At 61.1% G+C, this 16,840-nt stretch carries 16 protein-coding genes; 8 read left to right on the top strand and 8 right to left on the bottom strand.

All coding sequences use genetic code 11. From position 1 onward, the window contains the following. Nucleotides 1-180 precede the first annotated feature (180 nt). From AC09SL_RS14770 to AC09SL_RS14745, 6 genes are all read left to right on the top strand, one after another. On the top strand, nt 181-2,370 hold the full coding sequence (locus tag AC09SL_RS14770) for a GAF domain-containing hybrid sensor histidine kinase/response regulator (protein WP_058544243.1): 2,190 nt from the start codon (nt 181-183) through the stop codon (nt 2,368-2,370). Between the two features lie 146 nt (nt 2,371-2,516). Next, nucleotides 2,517-2,705: a hypothetical protein gene (locus AC09SL_RS14765; protein WP_058544292.1), complete on the top strand. Its 189-nt coding sequence runs from the start codon at nt 2,517-2,519 to the stop codon at nt 2,703-2,705. Nucleotides 2,706-3,123: 418 nt separating this feature from the next. Beyond that, nucleotides 3,124-3,534, top strand: a complete 411-nt coding sequence (locus tag AC09SL_RS14760; RefSeq protein WP_064106989.1) for a glycine zipper domain-containing protein — start codon at nt 3,124-3,126, stop codon at nt 3,532-3,534. 352 nt (nt 3,535-3,886) lie between these two features. Further along, complete coding sequence (locus AC09SL_RS14755; RefSeq protein WP_058543729.1) at nt 3,887-4,093, top strand: hypothetical protein; 207 nt, start codon at nt 3,887-3,889, stop codon at nt 4,091-4,093. 87 nt (nt 4,094-4,180) lie between these two features. Next, nucleotides 4,181-4,543, top strand: a complete 363-nt coding sequence (locus AC09SL_RS14750) for a hypothetical protein (RefSeq protein WP_058543728.1) — start codon at nt 4,181-4,183, stop codon at nt 4,541-4,543. Nucleotides 4,544-4,879: 336 nt separating this feature from the next. After that, a complete protein-coding gene (locus tag AC09SL_RS14745) occupies nt 4,880-5,575 on the top strand; it encodes an HAD-IA family hydrolase (protein ID WP_058543727.1) in 696 nt (231 codons plus the stop codon). A 69-nt stretch (nt 5,576-5,644) separates the two neighbouring features. Here AC09SL_RS14745 and AC09SL_RS14740 read toward each other — a convergent pair whose 3' ends face one another. Beyond that, on the bottom strand, nt 5,645-6,391 hold the full coding sequence (locus tag AC09SL_RS14740; RefSeq protein WP_058543726.1) for a 3-oxoacyl-ACP reductase family protein: 747 nt from the start codon (nt 6,389-6,391) through the stop codon (nt 5,645-5,647). A gap of 125 nt (nt 6,392-6,516) precedes the next feature. On the opposite strand from AC09SL_RS14740, the gene AC09SL_RS14735 reads away from it, so the two are divergent. Continuing rightward, nucleotides 6,517-7,440: a LysR family transcriptional regulator gene (locus tag AC09SL_RS14735; RefSeq protein ID WP_058543725.1), complete on the top strand. Its 924-nt coding sequence runs from the start codon at nt 6,517-6,519 to the stop codon at nt 7,438-7,440. A gap of 146 nt (nt 7,441-7,586) precedes the next feature. On the opposite strand, the gene AC09SL_RS14730 is transcribed toward AC09SL_RS14735, so the two are convergent. The 3 genes from AC09SL_RS14730 to AC09SL_RS14720 all read right to left on the bottom strand — a co-directional run bounded on the left by AC09SL_RS14730 (nt 7,587) and on the right by AC09SL_RS14720 (nt 11,101). Then, on the bottom strand, nt 7,587-8,315 hold the full coding sequence (locus AC09SL_RS14730; RefSeq protein ID WP_058543724.1) for an aspartate/glutamate racemase family protein: 729 nt from the start codon (nt 8,313-8,315) through the stop codon (nt 7,587-7,589). Between the two features lie 61 nt (nt 8,316-8,376). Beyond that, nucleotides 8,377-9,906 carry an NCS1 family nucleobase:cation symporter-1 gene (locus AC09SL_RS14725; protein WP_058543723.1) on the bottom strand — a complete coding sequence of 510 codons (1,530 nt, stop codon included), beginning with the start codon at nt 9,904-9,906 and terminating at the stop codon, nt 8,377-8,379. Between the two features lie 451 nt (nt 9,907-10,357). Next, entirely contained in the window at nt 10,358-11,101 is a 744-nt protein-coding gene (locus AC09SL_RS14720; RefSeq protein ID WP_013693959.1) for a phosphoadenylyl-sulfate reductase, read from the bottom strand. A gap of 174 nt (nt 11,102-11,275) precedes the next feature. On the opposite strand from AC09SL_RS14720, the gene thrH reads away from it, so the two are divergent. Continuing rightward, nucleotides 11,276-11,893 carry a bifunctional phosphoserine phosphatase/homoserine phosphotransferase ThrH gene (gene thrH, locus AC09SL_RS14715; RefSeq protein WP_058543722.1) on the top strand — a complete coding sequence of 206 codons (618 nt, stop codon included), beginning with the start codon at nt 11,276-11,278 and terminating at the stop codon, nt 11,891-11,893. 199 nt (nt 11,894-12,092) lie between these two features. On the opposite strand, the gene pabB is transcribed toward thrH, so the two are convergent. From pabB to rloA, 4 genes are all read right to left on the bottom strand, one after another. Further along, nucleotides 12,093-13,436 carry an aminodeoxychorismate synthase component I gene (gene pabB, locus AC09SL_RS14710; protein ID WP_479571949.1) on the bottom strand — a complete coding sequence of 448 codons (1,344 nt, stop codon included), beginning with the start codon at nt 13,434-13,436 and terminating at the stop codon, nt 12,093-12,095. Nucleotides 13,437-13,711: 275 nt separating this feature from the next. Beyond that, on the bottom strand, nt 13,712-14,698 hold the full coding sequence (locus AC09SL_RS14705; RefSeq protein ID WP_058546385.1) for an alpha-L-glutamate ligase-like protein: 987 nt from the start codon (nt 14,696-14,698) through the stop codon (nt 13,712-13,714). Next, the gene (gene rloB / locus AC09SL_RS14700; RefSeq protein ID WP_058546384.1) at nt 14,698-16,230 is read right to left on the bottom strand and encodes an osmotic stress tolerance membrane protein RloB; all 1,533 of its coding nucleotides are present in this window, start codon (nt 16,228-16,230) and stop codon (nt 14,698-14,700) included. Before rloB ends, AC09SL_RS14705 begins: the two co-directional genes overlap by 1 nt. Before the next feature lie 5 nt (nt 16,231-16,235). After that, complete coding sequence (rloA, locus tag AC09SL_RS14695; protein WP_058546383.1) at nt 16,236-16,772, bottom strand: retropepsin-like aspartic peptidase RloA; 537 nt, start codon at nt 16,770-16,772, stop codon at nt 16,236-16,238. Between the last annotated feature and the right edge of the window lie 68 nt (nt 16,773-16,840).

The raw sequence follows: 16,840 nt of genomic DNA, 5'->3' as shown, positions 1-16,840 counted from the left end.
GATATGTAGGACCTTTCTGTAGCCCCACCCCCCATTTTCGCCTTTCATCCCCCATTTGCCCCTCGACGCATCCCACAATCCAATCGCGCATTCCCACTCGGCGCGGGATAATACGGGCCTGCTTGGGGTCACAAGCTTTTCTCCCTCGTTGGTATTGGCGGCTCAGAAGGATCGAACGCAATGACAGATTGGCTCCAGAACTATGGAGAAATGGCTGAGCGGGTTCGCCGCCATCCTTGGGAGGACACGCCGCTCGGGCCGCCTGCGCAGTGGCCTGATGTATTGAAGACCACCGTGGCGTTGAGCCTCGCTTCGCATTTTCCCCAGGCCATCGTATGGGGGCCGGACCTGATCACGTTGTACAACGATGCGTTCCTGCCGATCCTCGGCAGCAAGCCCGAGGCGTTGGGTCGGGGGTTCGATGAGGTGTGGCAAGAGGTCTGGCGCGATATCGGGCCGATCGTGCGCGCGGCCTTCGAGGGGCAAGCGACCTTTATAGAGAATTTTCCCTTGGTCATCGAGCGCGGCGGCGGTCCTGAGCAGGCTTATTTCACGTTCTGCTACAGTCCCATCCGTGACCAGTTCGGCAAGGTCGTGGGCATGCTGGATACGGTCACCGAAACCACCTCGACGGTGTTCATGACCCAGCGGCTGGCGGTGCTCGATGCCATCGGCAATGCCGTGGCGAACGCCACCGACCCGCAGAGCATCATGGCGACCACCACGCGGATCGTGGCGGCGCACCTGAACTTGTCCAATTGTGCCTATGCGGACATGGATGAGGACGAGGACGGCTTCACCATTCGTGGCGATTGGGCCAGGGCTGGCTCACCGCATATCCTTGGGCATTATCAGCTGGCCGATTTCGGGCGGCTGGCCGTCGCCAACCTGCGGGCGGGCAAGCCGCTGGTGATCAACGATAACCTCAAGGAACTGGCGCCGGAGGAAGCGGCGGCGTTTCAGGCCCTTGGCATCGCGGCCACCATTTGCGTGCCGTTGATCAAGGGCGGGCGATTGACCGCGTTGATGGCGATCCACGATAAAACGCCGCGGGTCTGGTCATCCTACGACCTGGCGCTGCTGATGGAAGTCACGGAGCGATCCTGGGCCCACATCGAGCGCGCCCGTGCCGACGCTGCCGTGCGCGAAGGCCTGGCGGCCCTGGCCGAATTGAACGCGACGCTGGAAGAACGGGTCGAGGAGCGCACCACGCGCTTGAAACAGACCGAAGCGGCGCTGCGTCAATCGCAAAAGCTCGAAGCCATCGGCCAGCTCACCGGCGGCGTGGCCCATGACTTCAACAACCTGCTGACTATCATTCGTTCTTCGGTCGACTTCCTGCGCATGCCCAGCCTGTCCGAAGAGCGCCGACAACGCTACATGACGGCGGTGTCCGAAACCGTGGAGCGCGCCTCCAAGTTGACCAGCCAGTTACTCGCGTTTGCCCGGCGCCAGCCGTTGAAGCCGCAAGTCATCGATGTGGGCAAGCAAGTGCAGAGCCTGGGGGACATGCTGCAAACCGTCACCGGGGCACGGATCCAGGTCCACGTCGAGTTGTGCGATCGGCCCTGCTACATCCGGGCAGATCTGAGCCAGTTCGAGACCGCACTGATCAACATGGCCCTCAATGCCCGGGATGCCATGAATGGCCAGGGCACGCTGTGGCTTCGGCTCAGTTGTGGCGCTGGCATGCCGCCGATCCGTGGTCATTCCGGGGCCGGGCAATCCTTTGCTGCCATTGCCTTGGCGGACACCGGTACCGGTATTGACTCGCCAGTGCTCGAGCACATCTTCGAACCTTTCTTCACCACCAAGGAAGTGGGCAAGGGCACGGGGCTGGGCTTGTCCCAGGTGTTTGGCTTTGCCAAGCAATCTGGCGGCAACGTCGATGTTTCGACTGTGGTGGGCCAGGGCACGGTGTTCACCTTGTACCTTCCGGAAGTGGCGCCCGAGAAAAATCAAGAGCCGGCCAAGGAAGAACTCACGCACCTGCTGCCGGAAAAGGGCAAGCGTCGGGTGTTGATTGTTGAAGACAACCTGGAGGTGGGGCGTTTTGCCAACCAGATCCTCCAGGACCTGGGCTACGAAACCGCCTGGGCGACCAACGCCGAAGAAGCGTTGGAAATGGTCGGCCCGGGTGCGATGGCATTCGACGCGATATTTTCTGACGTGGTGATGCCGGGGATCAGCGGCATTGCCCTGGCCAGGGAACTGCGCCAGCGTCGCCCGGATTTGCCGGTGGTGCTGACGTCGGGTTACAGCGAAGAGCTGGCCCACAGCGGTCATGAGGGCTTTGAGTTCTTGTCCAAACCCTATTCGGCCGATCAGGTTTCCCGGGTTTTAAACCGCACGATACTGGGGGTTGAATGAGTGTTTCCTTTGAGTTCCATTCGTCGGCCAAGGGCTTTGTTGAATCAACAGTCTGTTGATGACCTACTAGTCTCACTTTCGTGAAGGTCGATATTGTCAGGCAACCGGTTGTTGCCGATATGGGCCTCGATGAAAGGGGAAAGGCAATGGGAGCAGTACCGTACAGCGAAGAGAACACAGCCGCGTATCCGATCAATGAAGGGTTGCAGTGTGGCCAGTCGACCTATCACGCGGACTTCGGTGATGAGCCGATCAAGTCCATCAGGACGAAGGTGGCCAAGGTGCAGCGAGGGGAGAAGGCCAAGTTCCTGCCCCGGGTCCCGGTCAGAAAGTGACGGCGAATCATGGTAGGGGAGCTTGCTCCCGCCGGGCTGCGTAGGAGCTGTCGAGTGCAACGAGGCTGCGATCTTTCCCCAGACAAATTGAGTTTCAAGCGAAAGATCAAAAGATCGTCCGAACGCGGCCCGAGCCTTCGGCAGCTCCTACAGGGCGATTTCGGTTTTTGCGTAAATATTTTTCATCTTTTCTCAGCGGGCGTTTTCTTTCACGTTTCTTTCACAAGCAGGTACGTACTCTCAGCTCATCCGTTAGAAAGCAGTACCTGCCCGTTTCCCCAGCGGGCTTTTTTTTGCCTGTCATAAAATAAACCGCCGTTTCGTTGTCCAACCGTCATGGCTGACGTTGTCTGGCGTAGACTCGCGCCCGCGCGCACCGGCCATTTCTCCCCGATGCGGCATTCTTGAGGTTTCTATCATGCGTTTGACTTTGTCCACCTTGGTACTGGGATTGGTGGTTGCCCAGGGCGCGATGGCTGCCGGCGACGGTACCGCCGCGGTCGGCGGTGGTCTGGGCGGTGTGTTGGGCAACGTAGTCGGCCAGCAGATGGGCGGCAGCACCGGCGCCGCGATTGGCGCGGGCGTTGGCGGCGCAGCCGGTAGTGCCGTGGGCGCGCGCAAGGGCAGCCGCACCGAAGCGGCCATTGGCGGTGGCTTGGGTTCGGCCGGCGGTTCGGTTGTCGGTAATCGTCTGGGCGGCTCCACCGGTTCCACCATCGGTGCAGGCATCGGCGGCGCGGCGGGCGGCGCATTGGGCAGCAACCTGTCCAATGACAACGATGGTCATTCCGGTGGCAAGAAGCACAAGCACAAGAGAAAGCATCGTTAAGCGGATGCTTGGATGAATAGACCCCGGCCTTGCCGTGATGCTGTTCATTTGGAAAAAACGGCGCTTCTTTCAGAAATGGGAAGCGCCGTTTTTTTTGAGAAGGCTCGGTATTTACTTGCTTTGGTGTGTATATCCATTACCGAAAAAACGGATATACACTCCAACCTGACCCCCCCAAAAAAACGGCAAATCAAAATCTCCGGAACGATTGCCATCCCCCCGCTTCGAACTCATACATCCATCAACAATTGCGAGGTGTACCATGACGCCGCAAACGCAAGACAAGGACGAGAACGACTCCTCGGGCACGCCTGTCGTCAATGACCCGGGCAATGAAGACCCCGGTTCCCTGATGGATGACGCCCAGGTTCCCTTGATCGAGGAGGATGAAACCCCGGAATACCCGCTGCCTTCGCCCACCAATTCCCTGAGCCGCGACCAACGTCCACCCGATGACGATGCCGGCGTGGAGCAGGTCCCCAGCGACGATGAGGATGTCGAGGCGACCCCGGATGATCCGGACATTGCCGGTGAGGATGCCTCCGGCAAACCGAGCTGACACCAGGCCCGCCTGTCGATTCAGCGGCACCATCGTCCCGCCACGCGTGCCACACATCAGGTAAGTATCTTGAAAAGGAGACTCACCATGATGAAGTCCAACATGACCGCGCTGACACTCGCCGGGATTCTTTCGCTCGGCTCGCTGGCTGCCTTGGCAGATTCTTCGGGTGGTACGCCCCCCGTGGACAAGGGCGGGATGCCACCTTCCACAGAAATGGAGGCCGGCTCTAGTTCCGGTGCCAACGGTAACGCCTTGCCCCCAGGCTCCGTGAGCGGCGGGAACGGCGGCGATGCCAGCGGCAGCAGCACCAGCCCCGGTACGGGCAGCGGTTCGATGAGTGGTGGCAGCACGATGGGCGGTGCCGACGCCGGCGGAGGGACCAACGGAGGAACCGGTACCAGCGACAGCGGTGGCAGTGGTTCGGGCTCTGGCAGCTCGGGCCAATAGCCGTCCCACCATCATCCGGCACCGATCTGCTTTTGTGACGAGGGCGCTTGCTCCCGCTCGGTTGCGCTCTGTAGGAGCTGCCGGAGGCTGCGATCTTTTGATCTTTCGCTTGAGATTCAAGTGTCTGGGGAAAGATCGCAGCCTCGTTGCACTCGACAGCTCCTACGACGCAACCGAGCGGGAACAAGCTCCCTCGCCACGGACCCCGTCCATAGATTTCCCATTGCCGCCTCCAAGCCCCCTTGGTTATCCTGCTGAATCCTTTAAGGCGAACAGGCCGCCCTGGCCGCACCTGAGCCATCCCTGGAATGTTGTGTTGATAACGGATCAGATGCGATGAATGCACCGCTGAAAGAGTTTGGCCCGATCAAGGCTGTGATTTTCGACATGGATGGGCTGTTGCTGGACACCGAGGGGATCTACACCGAGGTTACCTCCATCATCGCCGAACGCTACGGGCGCACCTTCGATTGGAGCGTCAAGCAGAACATCATCGGGCGCGGGGCCACGGACCTGGCCAATTATGTCGTCCAGGCACTGGAGTTGCCGATCACCCCCGAAGAGTTCCTGGTCATCCGCGAGCCCTTGATGCGTGAGCGCTTTCCTCACGCCTTGGGGATGCCCGGTGCCGAGGAACTGGTGCGGCATTTGAAAGCCCACAACGTTCCGATTGCGGTGGGCACCAGTTCGTCGAGCCCTACGTTTGCACTGAAAACCACCTTGCACCGGGACTGGTTCGCACTGTTCGACTTCATCGTGACGGCGGATGACCCTGAGGTCGGCGCGGCAAAACCGGCGCCGGATATTTTCCTCACGGCTGCCCGGCGCCTGGGTATCGATCCGCGCGATTGCCTGGTGTTCGAGGATTCGCCGTTCGGCGTGACGGCCGCCAAAGCCGCCGGCATGACCGCCATTGCCATTCCGGATTCGGCCATGGCGGATGAAAAATATGCCCACGCCGACGGAATCATCCGTTCCTTGAAAATGTTCCAGCCCAGCCTTTGCGGTCTGCCGGAGTTGGAGTGGGCCTGACACTGTCGCGCTACACAGCAAAACGCCGGTCATGGTTAATGCCATGACCGGCGTTTTTTCATGCTCGGATCAGGCGCCGAAACCACCGTCGATGGTCAGGCTGGCACCAGTGATGTAACCGGCTTCCGGCCCTGCCAGGTAAGCGACGAAGCTGGCGATTTCATCGACGTTGCCGTAGCGCCCGACAGCCATCAGCGACAGCAGGCTGGAGGCGAAGTCGCTGTCGGCCGGGTTCATGTCGGTGTCCACCGGGCCGGGCTGCACGTTGTTGACGGTGATCCCGCGTGGCCCGAGGTCACGGGCCAGGCCTTTGGTCAGGCCCACCAGCGCGGATTTGCTCATGGCGTATGTGGCGCCGCCGGCGAAGGGCATGCGGTCGGCGTTGGTGCTGCCGATGTTGATGATCCGGCCCCCTTCGCCCATGTGCCGCGCAGCGGCCTGGGTGGCGATGAACACGCTGCGCACGTTGATGGCCAGGGTCTGGTCGAAATCTTCGAGTTTGAATTCATCCAGCGGCCCCATCGCCAGCACGCCAGCATTGTTGACCAGGATGTCCAGCCGGCCAAAGGCCTCGACGGTGGCCGCGACGGCGTTACGGATGGCCTCGGCGTCGGCGCTGTCCGCCTTGATCGCCAGGGCCTTGCCGCCTGCAGCGGTGATGCTGTTCTGCAGTTCTTCGGATTTTGCGCCAGAGCTGACGTAGGTGAAGGCCACGGCGGCGCCTTCTGCTGCAAGGCGTTTGACGATGGCGGCGCCAATGCCGCGAGAACCGCCCTGGATCAAGGCGACTTTACCGCTCAGTGCTTGGTTACTCATGATGATCTCCAAAAAGTGCCGGGGCGAGATGCCGCGGTGATGGAGCGAGTATCAAGAAGGTGCGGTGGGCTGTGTAGACCGCCATTGCTATAGTCTGTCTAAACCAAAAGTTTAGAGTGAGGCTCATGGAGACCTTCAACAGTATCGAATGCTTCGTGCGCAGCGCCGAAGTCGGCAGCTTTGCCGAGGCGGCGCGACGTTTGAGCGTAACCCCGGCCGCGGTGGGAAAAAGCGTCGCCAAGCTGGAGGCGCGAATGGGCGTACGCCTGTTCCAGCGTAGCACCCGCAGCCTGAGGCTGACCGAAGCCGGCCAGTTGTTCCTGGGGGAAGTCGGCAGCAGTTTCAACACCATCCAGAATGCCGTCGCCAACCTGGCCAGCGCCGGTGGGCAACCGGCAGGGACGCTGAAGGTGAGCATGGGCACGGCGTTCGGTCGATTGTTTGTCGTGCCGTTGCTGGGGGAGTTTCTGCGACGCTACCCGGCGATCAACCCGGACTGGCATTTTGATAATCGCCAGGTGGACCTGATTGGCCAGGGCTTCGATGCCGCCATCGGCGGCGGTTTCGAGTTGCCCCAGGGGGTGGTGGCGCGCAAATTGACGGTGGCTCATCGGGTGCTGGTTGCCTCAACCGACTACCTGCGAACCCATGCCGCGGTGACAGAGCCGGAAGATCTGGCACAGCACCAAGGCATCCTGATTCGTTCACCACAAACCGGGCGGGTCCGTTCCTGGCAACTGACCAGCCGCAATCGGGAACACAGCCCGCTGACGCTCAAGACGCGCATGACCATGAGCGATTCGGAAGCCGACTGCGCGGCCGCCGCCCAAGGGCTTGGCATCGGCCTGGTGAGCATGCCGATCGCCGTGCCCTTCCTGGAATCCGGAGCACTGCAGCGGGTGCTGCCGGACTGGTATGTCGACGATGGCAACATCTCCATCTACTACGCCGAACATAAACTGTTGCCGGGCAAGACCCGGGCGTTTGTGGATTTCATCATCGAGCAGTTTGCCGAGCAGGGGTTGGCGCGGCGGTTCAGTGCGGTTTGAGCTGGGCTTCGGACCGAGGCGAGCCCTTCGCGAGCAAGCCCGCTCCCACAGTAGATCGGTGTCGTACACAAACCTCGTGACTAGCACTATTCAATGTGGGAGCGGGCTTGCTCGCGAAGGGCGCGCTGCGGTCTAAAGCCGTGAACTCACCGCCCAAACCGCCCCGGCCAGCCAATGATGGTCTTGGGCCGGGGCGTCGCGTAGGTGCGTACTTTCGACGTCGACAGCCCCAGTCGCACCAGCGCTTCGGCAATGGTTACCGCCGCCGTCACCCCATCGACCACCGGCACCCCGGTGCGCTGGCGGATCTGCTCGTCGAGCCCGGCCATGCCGCCGCAGCCCAGGCAGATCACCTCGGCCTTGTCCTGGCTCACTGCCAGTTCGGCCTGCTGCACAATGGCTTCCAGCGCCCGTTGCGGATCTTGCTCCAACTCCAGCACCGCCAGGCCGCTGGCCCGTACCGAGGCGCAGCGCTCGAACAGGCCGGACAGCTTGAGCCGGTCTTCGATCAGCGGCACGGTGCGGTCCAGGGTCGTGACCACCGAGTAAGCGTGGCCGAGGAACATGGCGGTGCTGGCGCCGGCGTCGGTGATGTCCACCACCGGCACGTTGAGCAGTTCCTGCAGGCCTTCACGGCCATGCTCGCCATAGCCGGCCTGGATCACCGCGTCGAACGGCTGGTCGTAGGACATCACCCGGTCCATCACCGCGATGGCCGCCAGGTAGCTTTCAAAATTGCCCTCGATAGAGTCGGCACCGAAATGCGGCGTGAGCCCGACGATCTCGGTGCCCGGCGCGGCGACGGCCTGGGCCTGTCGGGCGATAGCCTGGGTGATGGATTCAGTGGTGTTGACGTTGACCACGAGAATTCGCATGAACTGTCCTCCTTAACACACAAAAGTAAGCGGCCCGAACCTGGCGGGCCGCCTTGAGCGATCAATGACTGACGTTATCCACCGCGATGGATTCGCCGCTGACGTCCTCGTAGTACGGCTGGCGTTTGGCGATGATCAGGTACAGCAGCCCTGCAATTGAAGCGCCAATCAGCCAGGAGAACGGTGAAACACTGTCAAAACCAGGCACCAGCGCCAGGACAATCGCGATCAGCGCTGCCGGAATGAACGCCGCCACCGCGCGCAGGTTGACCCCACTGCTGTAGAAATACGCACCGTTTGGGTCCTCGCTATACAGTTGCGGCACGTTGATGCGGCCTTTTCGCAGCAGCCAGTAGTCGACCATGATCACCCCGTACAGCGGCCCGAGCAGGGCGCCGAGGCCGGACAGGAAATACACGATCACCAGGGGGCTGTTGTAGAGGTTCCACGGCAGGATCAGCACGGCAATGGCGGCGCTGATCAACCCGGCGCGGCGGAAGGTCAGGTACTTGGGCGCCAGGTTGCTGAGCACAAAGGCCGGGGCGACGAAGTTGGCCATGATGTTCACCGCCACGGTGACGATCAGGAAGGCCAGGCAGCCCAATACGAGGAAGAAGGTGTTGGGGATCGAGGCAATCACCTGGGTCGGGCTTTCAATGATTTGCCCATTGATCTGGAACTGCGCACCGCAGAGCAGGATGGTGATCCCGGCAAACACCAGGATGTTCACCGGCAGGCCCCAGAAATTGCCGACGACGATGGTCCGGCGGCACGGCGAGGAGCGGGCGAAGTCGCAGAAATTGAGGATCAGCGTGCCGTAGATCGACAGCCACAGCGCGCCACCGGCAAAGATATTGCGCCACATCTCGCCACCGGTCAGCGGTTTGCGGATCGACCAGGCAATGGTGGCGTCGGCCTGGGTGTACATCCAACCGGCCAGGGCCGCGACAGTCACCAGGATCACCGGCCCGGCAAAGCCTTCATAGCGGCGCACCATCTCCATGCCGTAGGCCAGGATCACCAGTTGCACGAACCAGATCGCCACGAAGCACACCCAGCCCAGGCTCGACAGGCCGAGGATCGAGTCGTGGTCGTAATCGGCAAAACCCGGGTGGATCGCCACCAGCAACACGCGCAACACCACCGAGGCCAGGTAGGTCTGGATACCGAACCAGGCAATGGCGATGACCGCCCTGATCAAGGCCGGAATCTGCGCGCCATGAATCCCGAAGCTGATCCGGCTGATCACCGGGAACGGCACCCCGGTTTTCTGGCCCATGTAGCCGGACAGGTTCATGAAGCCATACACCAGCGCCGCGCCAATCCCCAGGGACAGCAAGATCTGCCAGCCACCCAGGCCTAGCGCATACAGGCCGATGGCGAAGGAGTAGTTGGCGATGTTGTGCACGTCGTTGGTCCACAGGGCAAAGATGCTGTAGCGACCCCAGCGTCGACCTTCGGCCTTGGTCGGTGCCAGGTCTTTATTGTGCAGCCTCGGGCTCAGGGCCAGGGGCGCGGCGGTGTTGTCGTCGAGGGCCGTGGTGGTGGAGGGCAGATCCAGCGCGATGTTATTGGAGAGACTTGTACGCATTCCGGCAGGCTCCTGATTCTCGGCGCAGCGATGACTGTGCATGAGCGCGGGGCTCGACAAATCTTCGTCGCGGCGGGCGAGCATCACTAATTACGGGGCATCTGCAGCCTGTACGGGATAGGGCGCTTCAGGCTTGCGGATCTAAAGTGTGTGTATGTTTTATATAAGTTGTATACAAAACACGTGTCGACTCAAGCCAGATTTATGCCACTTACGAATCTATCCGAAGAAGTGCTAATTTCGTTTCGTTATGATGTTTGAATAAGTAACTGAAATACCGTGATTTAAAACTGACCGTTTAAACAGGTATTTATTTTTTGGCGAACGCCAACAGGGTTGGGAGGGCAGGCGAGGCGGGAGGTGTGTGTAACCTTTGGGGGCGGTAATGTAATAAGTGCACACAAAAATGCCACTTGTAGTGACATTTTTGTGTACAGGGTGCGGCGAGCGCTTAGACGGTCTTGGATTTGGCGATGATGTTCCCGGCGTGCAGCCCGCATTCTTTCTGCGTGGCTTCTTCCCACCACCAACGGCCTTCACGCTCGTGCTGGTTTGGCAGCACCGGGCGGGTGCAGGGCTCGCAGCCGATGCTGATGAACCCACGCTCATGCAGGCTGTTGTAAGGCAGTTCCAGCATGCGGATATAGCCCCAGACTTCTTCGCTGGTCATCTGCGACAGCGGGTTGAACTTGTACAAGGTGCGCTCCGGGGTGGAAAACGCCGTGTCGATTTCCAACACCGCCACCTGGCTGCGGGTGCCGGGGCTCTGGTCTCGGCGCTGGCCGGTGGCCCAGGCGCGGACATCGGTCAGTTTGCGCCGCAACGGTTCGATCTTGCGGATGCCGCAGCACTCGCCGTGTCCGTCCTTGTAGAAGCTGAACAGGCCTTTTTCCTTCACGAAGGGTTCAAGTTTCGTGTAGTCCGGCGACACCAGTTCGATGTCGATCTTGTAGTGCTCGCGCACCTGGTCGATGAAACGATAGGTTTCCGGGTGCAAGCGGCCAGTGTCGAGGCTGAACACCTTGACGTTCTTGTTCAGTTTCCAGGCCATGTCCACCAGCACCACGTCTTCGGCGCCGCTGAAAGATATCCACAGCTCGTCGCCGAATTCGGCGAAGGCCAGTTTGAGGATGTCCTGCGGGGACTTGTTGGCATAGGTCGTGGCGAGTTCCACGACGTCAAACGATGGGCTCATCAGGGCGGTTTCCTACAGGTCGGTGGCGCTGGGCGCTCTATATGGGGCTGATGGTAGCAAAAGCTGTCGGGGCTGGCGCGTTCCTGTGCGTTGCGCAGGCTTCGACGAATGGCTAGAGTCGGCAAGCCTTTTGTTCGCTCAACCAATAAACATCAAAGAAAATGGGAGTGTCTTGTGGAAATTGCCTGTCTCGACCTGGAAGGTGTACTGGTCCCGGAGATCTGGATCGCCTTCGCTGAAAAAACCGGGATTGACGCCCTCAGGGCAACCACTCGGGACATTCCCGACTACGACGTGCTGATGAAGCAACGGTTGCGCATTCTCGACGAGCACGGCCTCAAGCTCTCCGACATCCAGGAAGTCATCGCCACCCTCAAGCCGCTGGACGGCGCCATCGACTTCGTCGACTGGCTGCGCGAACGCTTCCAGGTGGTGATTCTTTCCGACACGTTCTACGAATTTTCCCAGCCGTTAATGCGCCAGTTGGGCTTCCCGACGTTGCTCTGCCATCGACTGATTACCGATGACAGCGGGCGGGTGACCGGCTACCAGTTGCGTCAGAAAGATCCCAAGCGCCAGTCGGTCCTGTCTTTCAAGAGCCTTTACTACCGGGTGATTGCCGCGGGAGATTCCTACAACGACACCACGATGCTGGGCGAAGCCGATGCCGGGATTCTGTTCCATGCGCCTGAAAACGTGATCAGCGAATTCCCGCAATTCCCGGCAGTGCACAGCTTTGCCGAGTTGAAGCAGGAATTCCTCAAGGCTTCGAACCGCAGCCTCAACCTGTAAACCCAATCCTTGATGTGGGAGCGAGCCTGCTCGCGATAGCGGTGCTTCAGCCGGCATTGGTGTCGACTGACACACTGTCATCGCGGGCAAGCCTTGCTCCCACAGGGGTATGAAGCAATCCTGTGTGCGAGGCTGCTCAGCCTTGTTCCCACAGGGGGATGGCACGCAGCCTGTGGGAGCAAGGCTTGCCCGCGATGCTTTAAAGGTTCTGCAAGGTTTCGAGCAACACCTTCACCTTGGTAATCGACTCCTGGTACTCGGCCTCCCAGTCCGAGTCCGCGACAATCCCGCCGCCGCCCCAGCAGCACACTTGCCCATCCTTGACCAGCAGGCTACGGATGGCGATGGAGCTGTCCATTTCCCCGCGCACGTCCAGGTACAGCAACGAGCCGCAATACAGGCCGCGTCGGGTCGGTTCGAGTTCGTCGATGATCTGCATGGCGCGGATTTTCGGGGCGCCGGTGATCGAGCCACCGGGGAAGCTGCCGGCGATCAGGTCCAAGGCGTCCTTGTCGTCGGCCAACTCGCCGGTCACGCTGCTGACCAGGTGATGCACGTTCGGGTAGCTTTCCAGGCTGAACAACTCCGGCACCCGCACCGAGCCAATGCGGCAGGTGCGGCCCAGGTCGTTGCGCAGCAGGTCGACAATCATCAGGTTTTCCGCCCGGTCCTTGGGGCTGGCCAGCAGCTCGGCGGCGTGGGCTGCGTCTTCGCTGGGCGTTGCTCCGCGGGGCCGGGTGCCCTTGATCGGCCGGGTTTCCACATGCCCTTCGCTGACCTTGACGAAGCGTTCGGGCGACAGGCTCAGCACCGCGCCGCCATCGGGCAGGCTCTGGAAACCGGAAAACGGCGTCGGGCACGCCGCCCGCAGCGCCTGGTAAGCGGCCCAGGCATCGCCCTGGCAGGGCGCGCGAAAGCGCTGGGCAAAATTGACCTGGTAGCAGTCACCCGCCTGGATATACGCCTGGATACGCTCGAAGGCCTGTCGATAGGTTTCGGCGCTGAGGTCGGGGATCATCGCTCCTTCGAGGCTGAAGGCGCCAACGGAGGCCGCAGTCGGCTGGCTGAACAGGGCGATCAGGCGCTGGCGTTCGCCTTCGCCGCAATGGGGGTGGAAGACCAATTGGCTGGTGCCGGCCTGGTGATCGCTGAGCAGCGCCCAGTCGTACACGCCAAAACGCGCGTCGGGCAGTTGCAGGTCGTCCTTGGCGTGGGATGGCAAGGTTTCGAGGTGTCGGCCGAAGTCATAGCTCAAGTAGCCGATCAGGCCGCCGGCAAAGGGCAATTGCACCGTGGTAGGCAGTACGGCGTGCCCCAGCCGTGTCAGTTGGATGCGCAGGCGTCGCAGGAAATCTGCACCGCTCTCGTCCGGCAGCACCGCCAGTTGCGCCAGCGGCCAGGCGCTGAGCAGATCATAACGCCCACGTTCGGCACTCGGCCGGCCACTGTCGAGCAGCACGCTGCCGGGGGCATGACGGATCGCCGCGAAATACTCGGCAGGGTTGGCGCGGTAGGGTAGCGGGTGTACGGAGCAGGTTGGCATGGGCGGGGCAGGTCAGCCGTTCAGGCGGGGGAGCGATTGTAATCCTTCTGTAGGATTTGCTCCTAGAGGGATGTCGGAGATGGGCATGTCTGGAAGGATCGACGATATCTGTGGCAAGGGAGCTTGCTCCCGCAGGGTTGCGCCCGTAGGAGCTGTCGAGCGAAGCGAGGCTGCGATCTTGTCCCTGGCAGTTGAGTCGCAAGCCAAAGATCAAGATCAAAAGATCGCAGGCTTCGCCAGCTCCTACAGAACCCGGCGGGAGCAAAGTTCAATTTTCAACCCTCAACCGGCGCAATATGCCCGAACAACGCCTGGGCAAACGCCACGCGCTCTTCCACGGTTTCGGTAACGCCGCGGGCCTTGAGTTCTTCCAGGTGGGCTTCCACCGCGTGGGTGCGCAGGGTCAGGCCGCAGTCGTTGGCGATCTGGATGTTCAGCCCTGGCCGGGCGTTCAGCTCCAGGATCAATGGGCCTTTTTCCTGGTCCAGCACCATGTCGACGCCGATGTAGCCCAGCCCGCACAGTTCATGGCAACCGGCGGCCAGTTTCATGAAGCCGTCCCAGTAGGGCAGTTGCACGCCGTCCACCGCGTTGGTGGTGTCGGGGTGTTTGGCGATGATGTTGTTCAGCCAGGTGCCGCGCAGGGTCAGGCCGGTGGCGAGGTCGACGCCCACGCCGATGGCGCCTTGGTGCAGGTTGGCCTTGCCGCCGGACTGACGGGTCGGCAACCGCAGCATGGCCATCACCGGATAGCCCATCAGCACGATGATGCGGATGTCCGGTACGCCTTCGTAACTGATGCTCTTGAAGATCTGGTCCGGCGTCACGCGGTACTCGATCAGCGCCCGGTCACGGTGCCCACCCAAGGAGTACAGGCCGGTGAGGATGCTGGAGACATGGTGCTCGATTTCCTCATGGCTGATGATCTTGCCGGACACCGTGCGATAGCGACCCTCGAAACGGTCGGCGATGACAATGATGCCGTCGCCGCCTGCGCCCTGGGCCGGTTTGATCACGAAGTCGCTGCGCCCGCCGATGATCTCGTCGAGCTTGTCGATTTCCTTTTCGGTGGAGATCACCCCGTACAACTCCGGCACATGAATGCCGGCGGCGATGGCCCGTTCCTTGGTGAGGATCTTGTCATCGACGATGGGGTACAGGCTGCGCTTGTTGTACTTGAGCACGTAGTCGGCATTACGCCGATTGATGCCCATGATGCCCCGGGCTTCCAGGGCCTTCCAAGTCTTCCAGAAGCCGAACATCAGGAGTCTGCCTTGAGGAAGGCCTTGAACCGCACCAGCTCGGTCAGGCGGTAGCCGCGATAACGCCCCATGGCCAGCATGAAGCCCACCAGGATCAGCAGGATCGCCGGGAATGTGAACACGAAGTACACCAACTCCGGCACGCTCATGATCAGGTGCGCCAGGGACGCGGCGAACAAGGTGCCGATGGCGACTTTCATCGCATGGCCGGCACCGCGCTCTTCCCAGGTGATGGACAGGCGTTCGATGGTCATGGTCAGGATCACCATCGGGAACAGCGCCACCGACAGGCCGCGTTCCAGGCCCAGCTTATGGCTGAACAGGCTGATGGCGGCGATCAGCACCACCACGAACGTCAGCACCACCGAGAGCCTTGGCAGCATCTGCAGCTTGAGGTGCTCCAGGTACGAACGCAGCGACAGGCCCAGCGTGGTGATCACCGTGAACAGGATGATGCCGAAGCCCAGTTGGGTCTCGCGAAAGGCCAGGGCGATCAGCACCGGGGTGAAGGTCCCCAGGGTTTGCAGGCCGATCAGGTTGCGCAGTATCAGGATGACCAGCACGCCGATCGGGATCATCACCATGATCATGAAGGTTTGCTGGGTCTGCAGCGGCAGGCCGTAGAGCGAGTATTCGAGGAAGTTGGCGTCGGTGTTCTCGTCTGTCAGCTTGGCCAGGCGAATGGCGTTCATTTCGCTGTTGTTCAGGGTGAAGGTGACGGTGGCTTTCTTGCCACCATCGACGGTGACCAGGTTTTCATCGCCGGTCCACCACAGCAGGCGGTCGGAAGATAGGCCCTGCTCGCCGGTGTCCGGGTTGAAATACAGCCAGTCGGTGCCGTTGAAGCTGCGCAACCACAGTTCAGGTGTCTGCGGTAGATCAGCCACCAGGCGGATGGTGTGGACCTTTTCCACTGGCACGTGGGCGATGGACAGCACCAGTTCGACGATTCGCGCCTTGTTGGCCGAGGAAGGGTCGCCGGCCAGCAACAGCTTGACGTTGTCGTCGTTGAGGTTGTTGACCCGCTTGATCGTTTCGCTGATGAACGTCTCGACGTCGGCCGAATGCTGGCGGATCGGCGCGAGCAGGGCTTCGGCGGCCAGCTTCTCCGGACCTTCGACGGCGATGCTGTCGCGGAAGGTCGGGCCCTTGAGCTTGGTTTTTTCGGCGCTGTAGCGCTTGGTCAGCACCAGGCGGTAATAAAGGGTCTGGTTGCCCTTGGCGCGACGAGCCGACCACGTCACCTTGCGGTTACCGTCGACTCGGTTCACTGCCACGCCGTAGTTATTGGAAATGAAACTCTCATTGAGGCTCACGTAGTCGCGGCTCAAGGGCGGCACGAACATCTGGATCTTCACCGGATCCTTGGCGTTGGCGACGAACTCGACCTTGGCGTCGATGTTCCACAAGTCGTCGGTGGCATCTTCGGTCACCGGAATGCCGAGCACGAAAATCTGATAGGCCGTCACCGACAGGCCCAACGCCACCAGGATGGCGATCAGTATTTTCAGATGGAGGGTAAGAGAGCGCATTGGGATTACTCTGCGGTATGAGCGGCATTGGCGCAGGCAGGTTTGCCGGCGGCGTATTTAAGGCTGGGGTCGACCAGTGCGTCGAAGCGCTTGAGCGCCTCGGAACCGATCAGTAACGGGTATTGGAAGGCGCTGCGGTCGGTCAGGTTCACTTCGATGCTGCGCAAGGCCGAGCCCATGCAGATATCCAGTTCGATGACCGGTCGGGCCGTGTATTTCTTGCCTTCTTCCGGGTCGTAGTCACCGGCACGGCGTTTGATCTTGCTGACCCGGGCCAGCGGACGTTCGATGGGGTGCGAGTGGGCCGCGTCGATGGCCAGGTAAAAGCGCACCCAGGACTCGCCATTGCGCTTGAAGCGCTTGATGTCCCGGGCACTCAGCGAGGCGGTCTTGGCACCGGTGTCCAGCTTGGCGGCGACCTCCAGGTCGATGCCCTGCAGGGCGGCGTATTCGTTGAGGCCGTACACGGTTTTTTCACCCGCCGCGGCAAGCCCCGGCAGGCACATGAAGTAAAGAACAGCAGTTAAGGGCTTGAGTGTCATAGATCCTGGTGCGCAGCGTTCCGTTTATCGGTTCAGGCCCTGGCATTACTGCACAAGCTCCCTGGGCA

The sequence above is a fragment of the Pseudomonas sp. PF05 genome, from assembly GCF_056521845.1.
The sequence above is the reverse complement of the archived record's forward strand: the minus strand, read 5'-3'. Positions and strand labels throughout refer to the sequence as shown.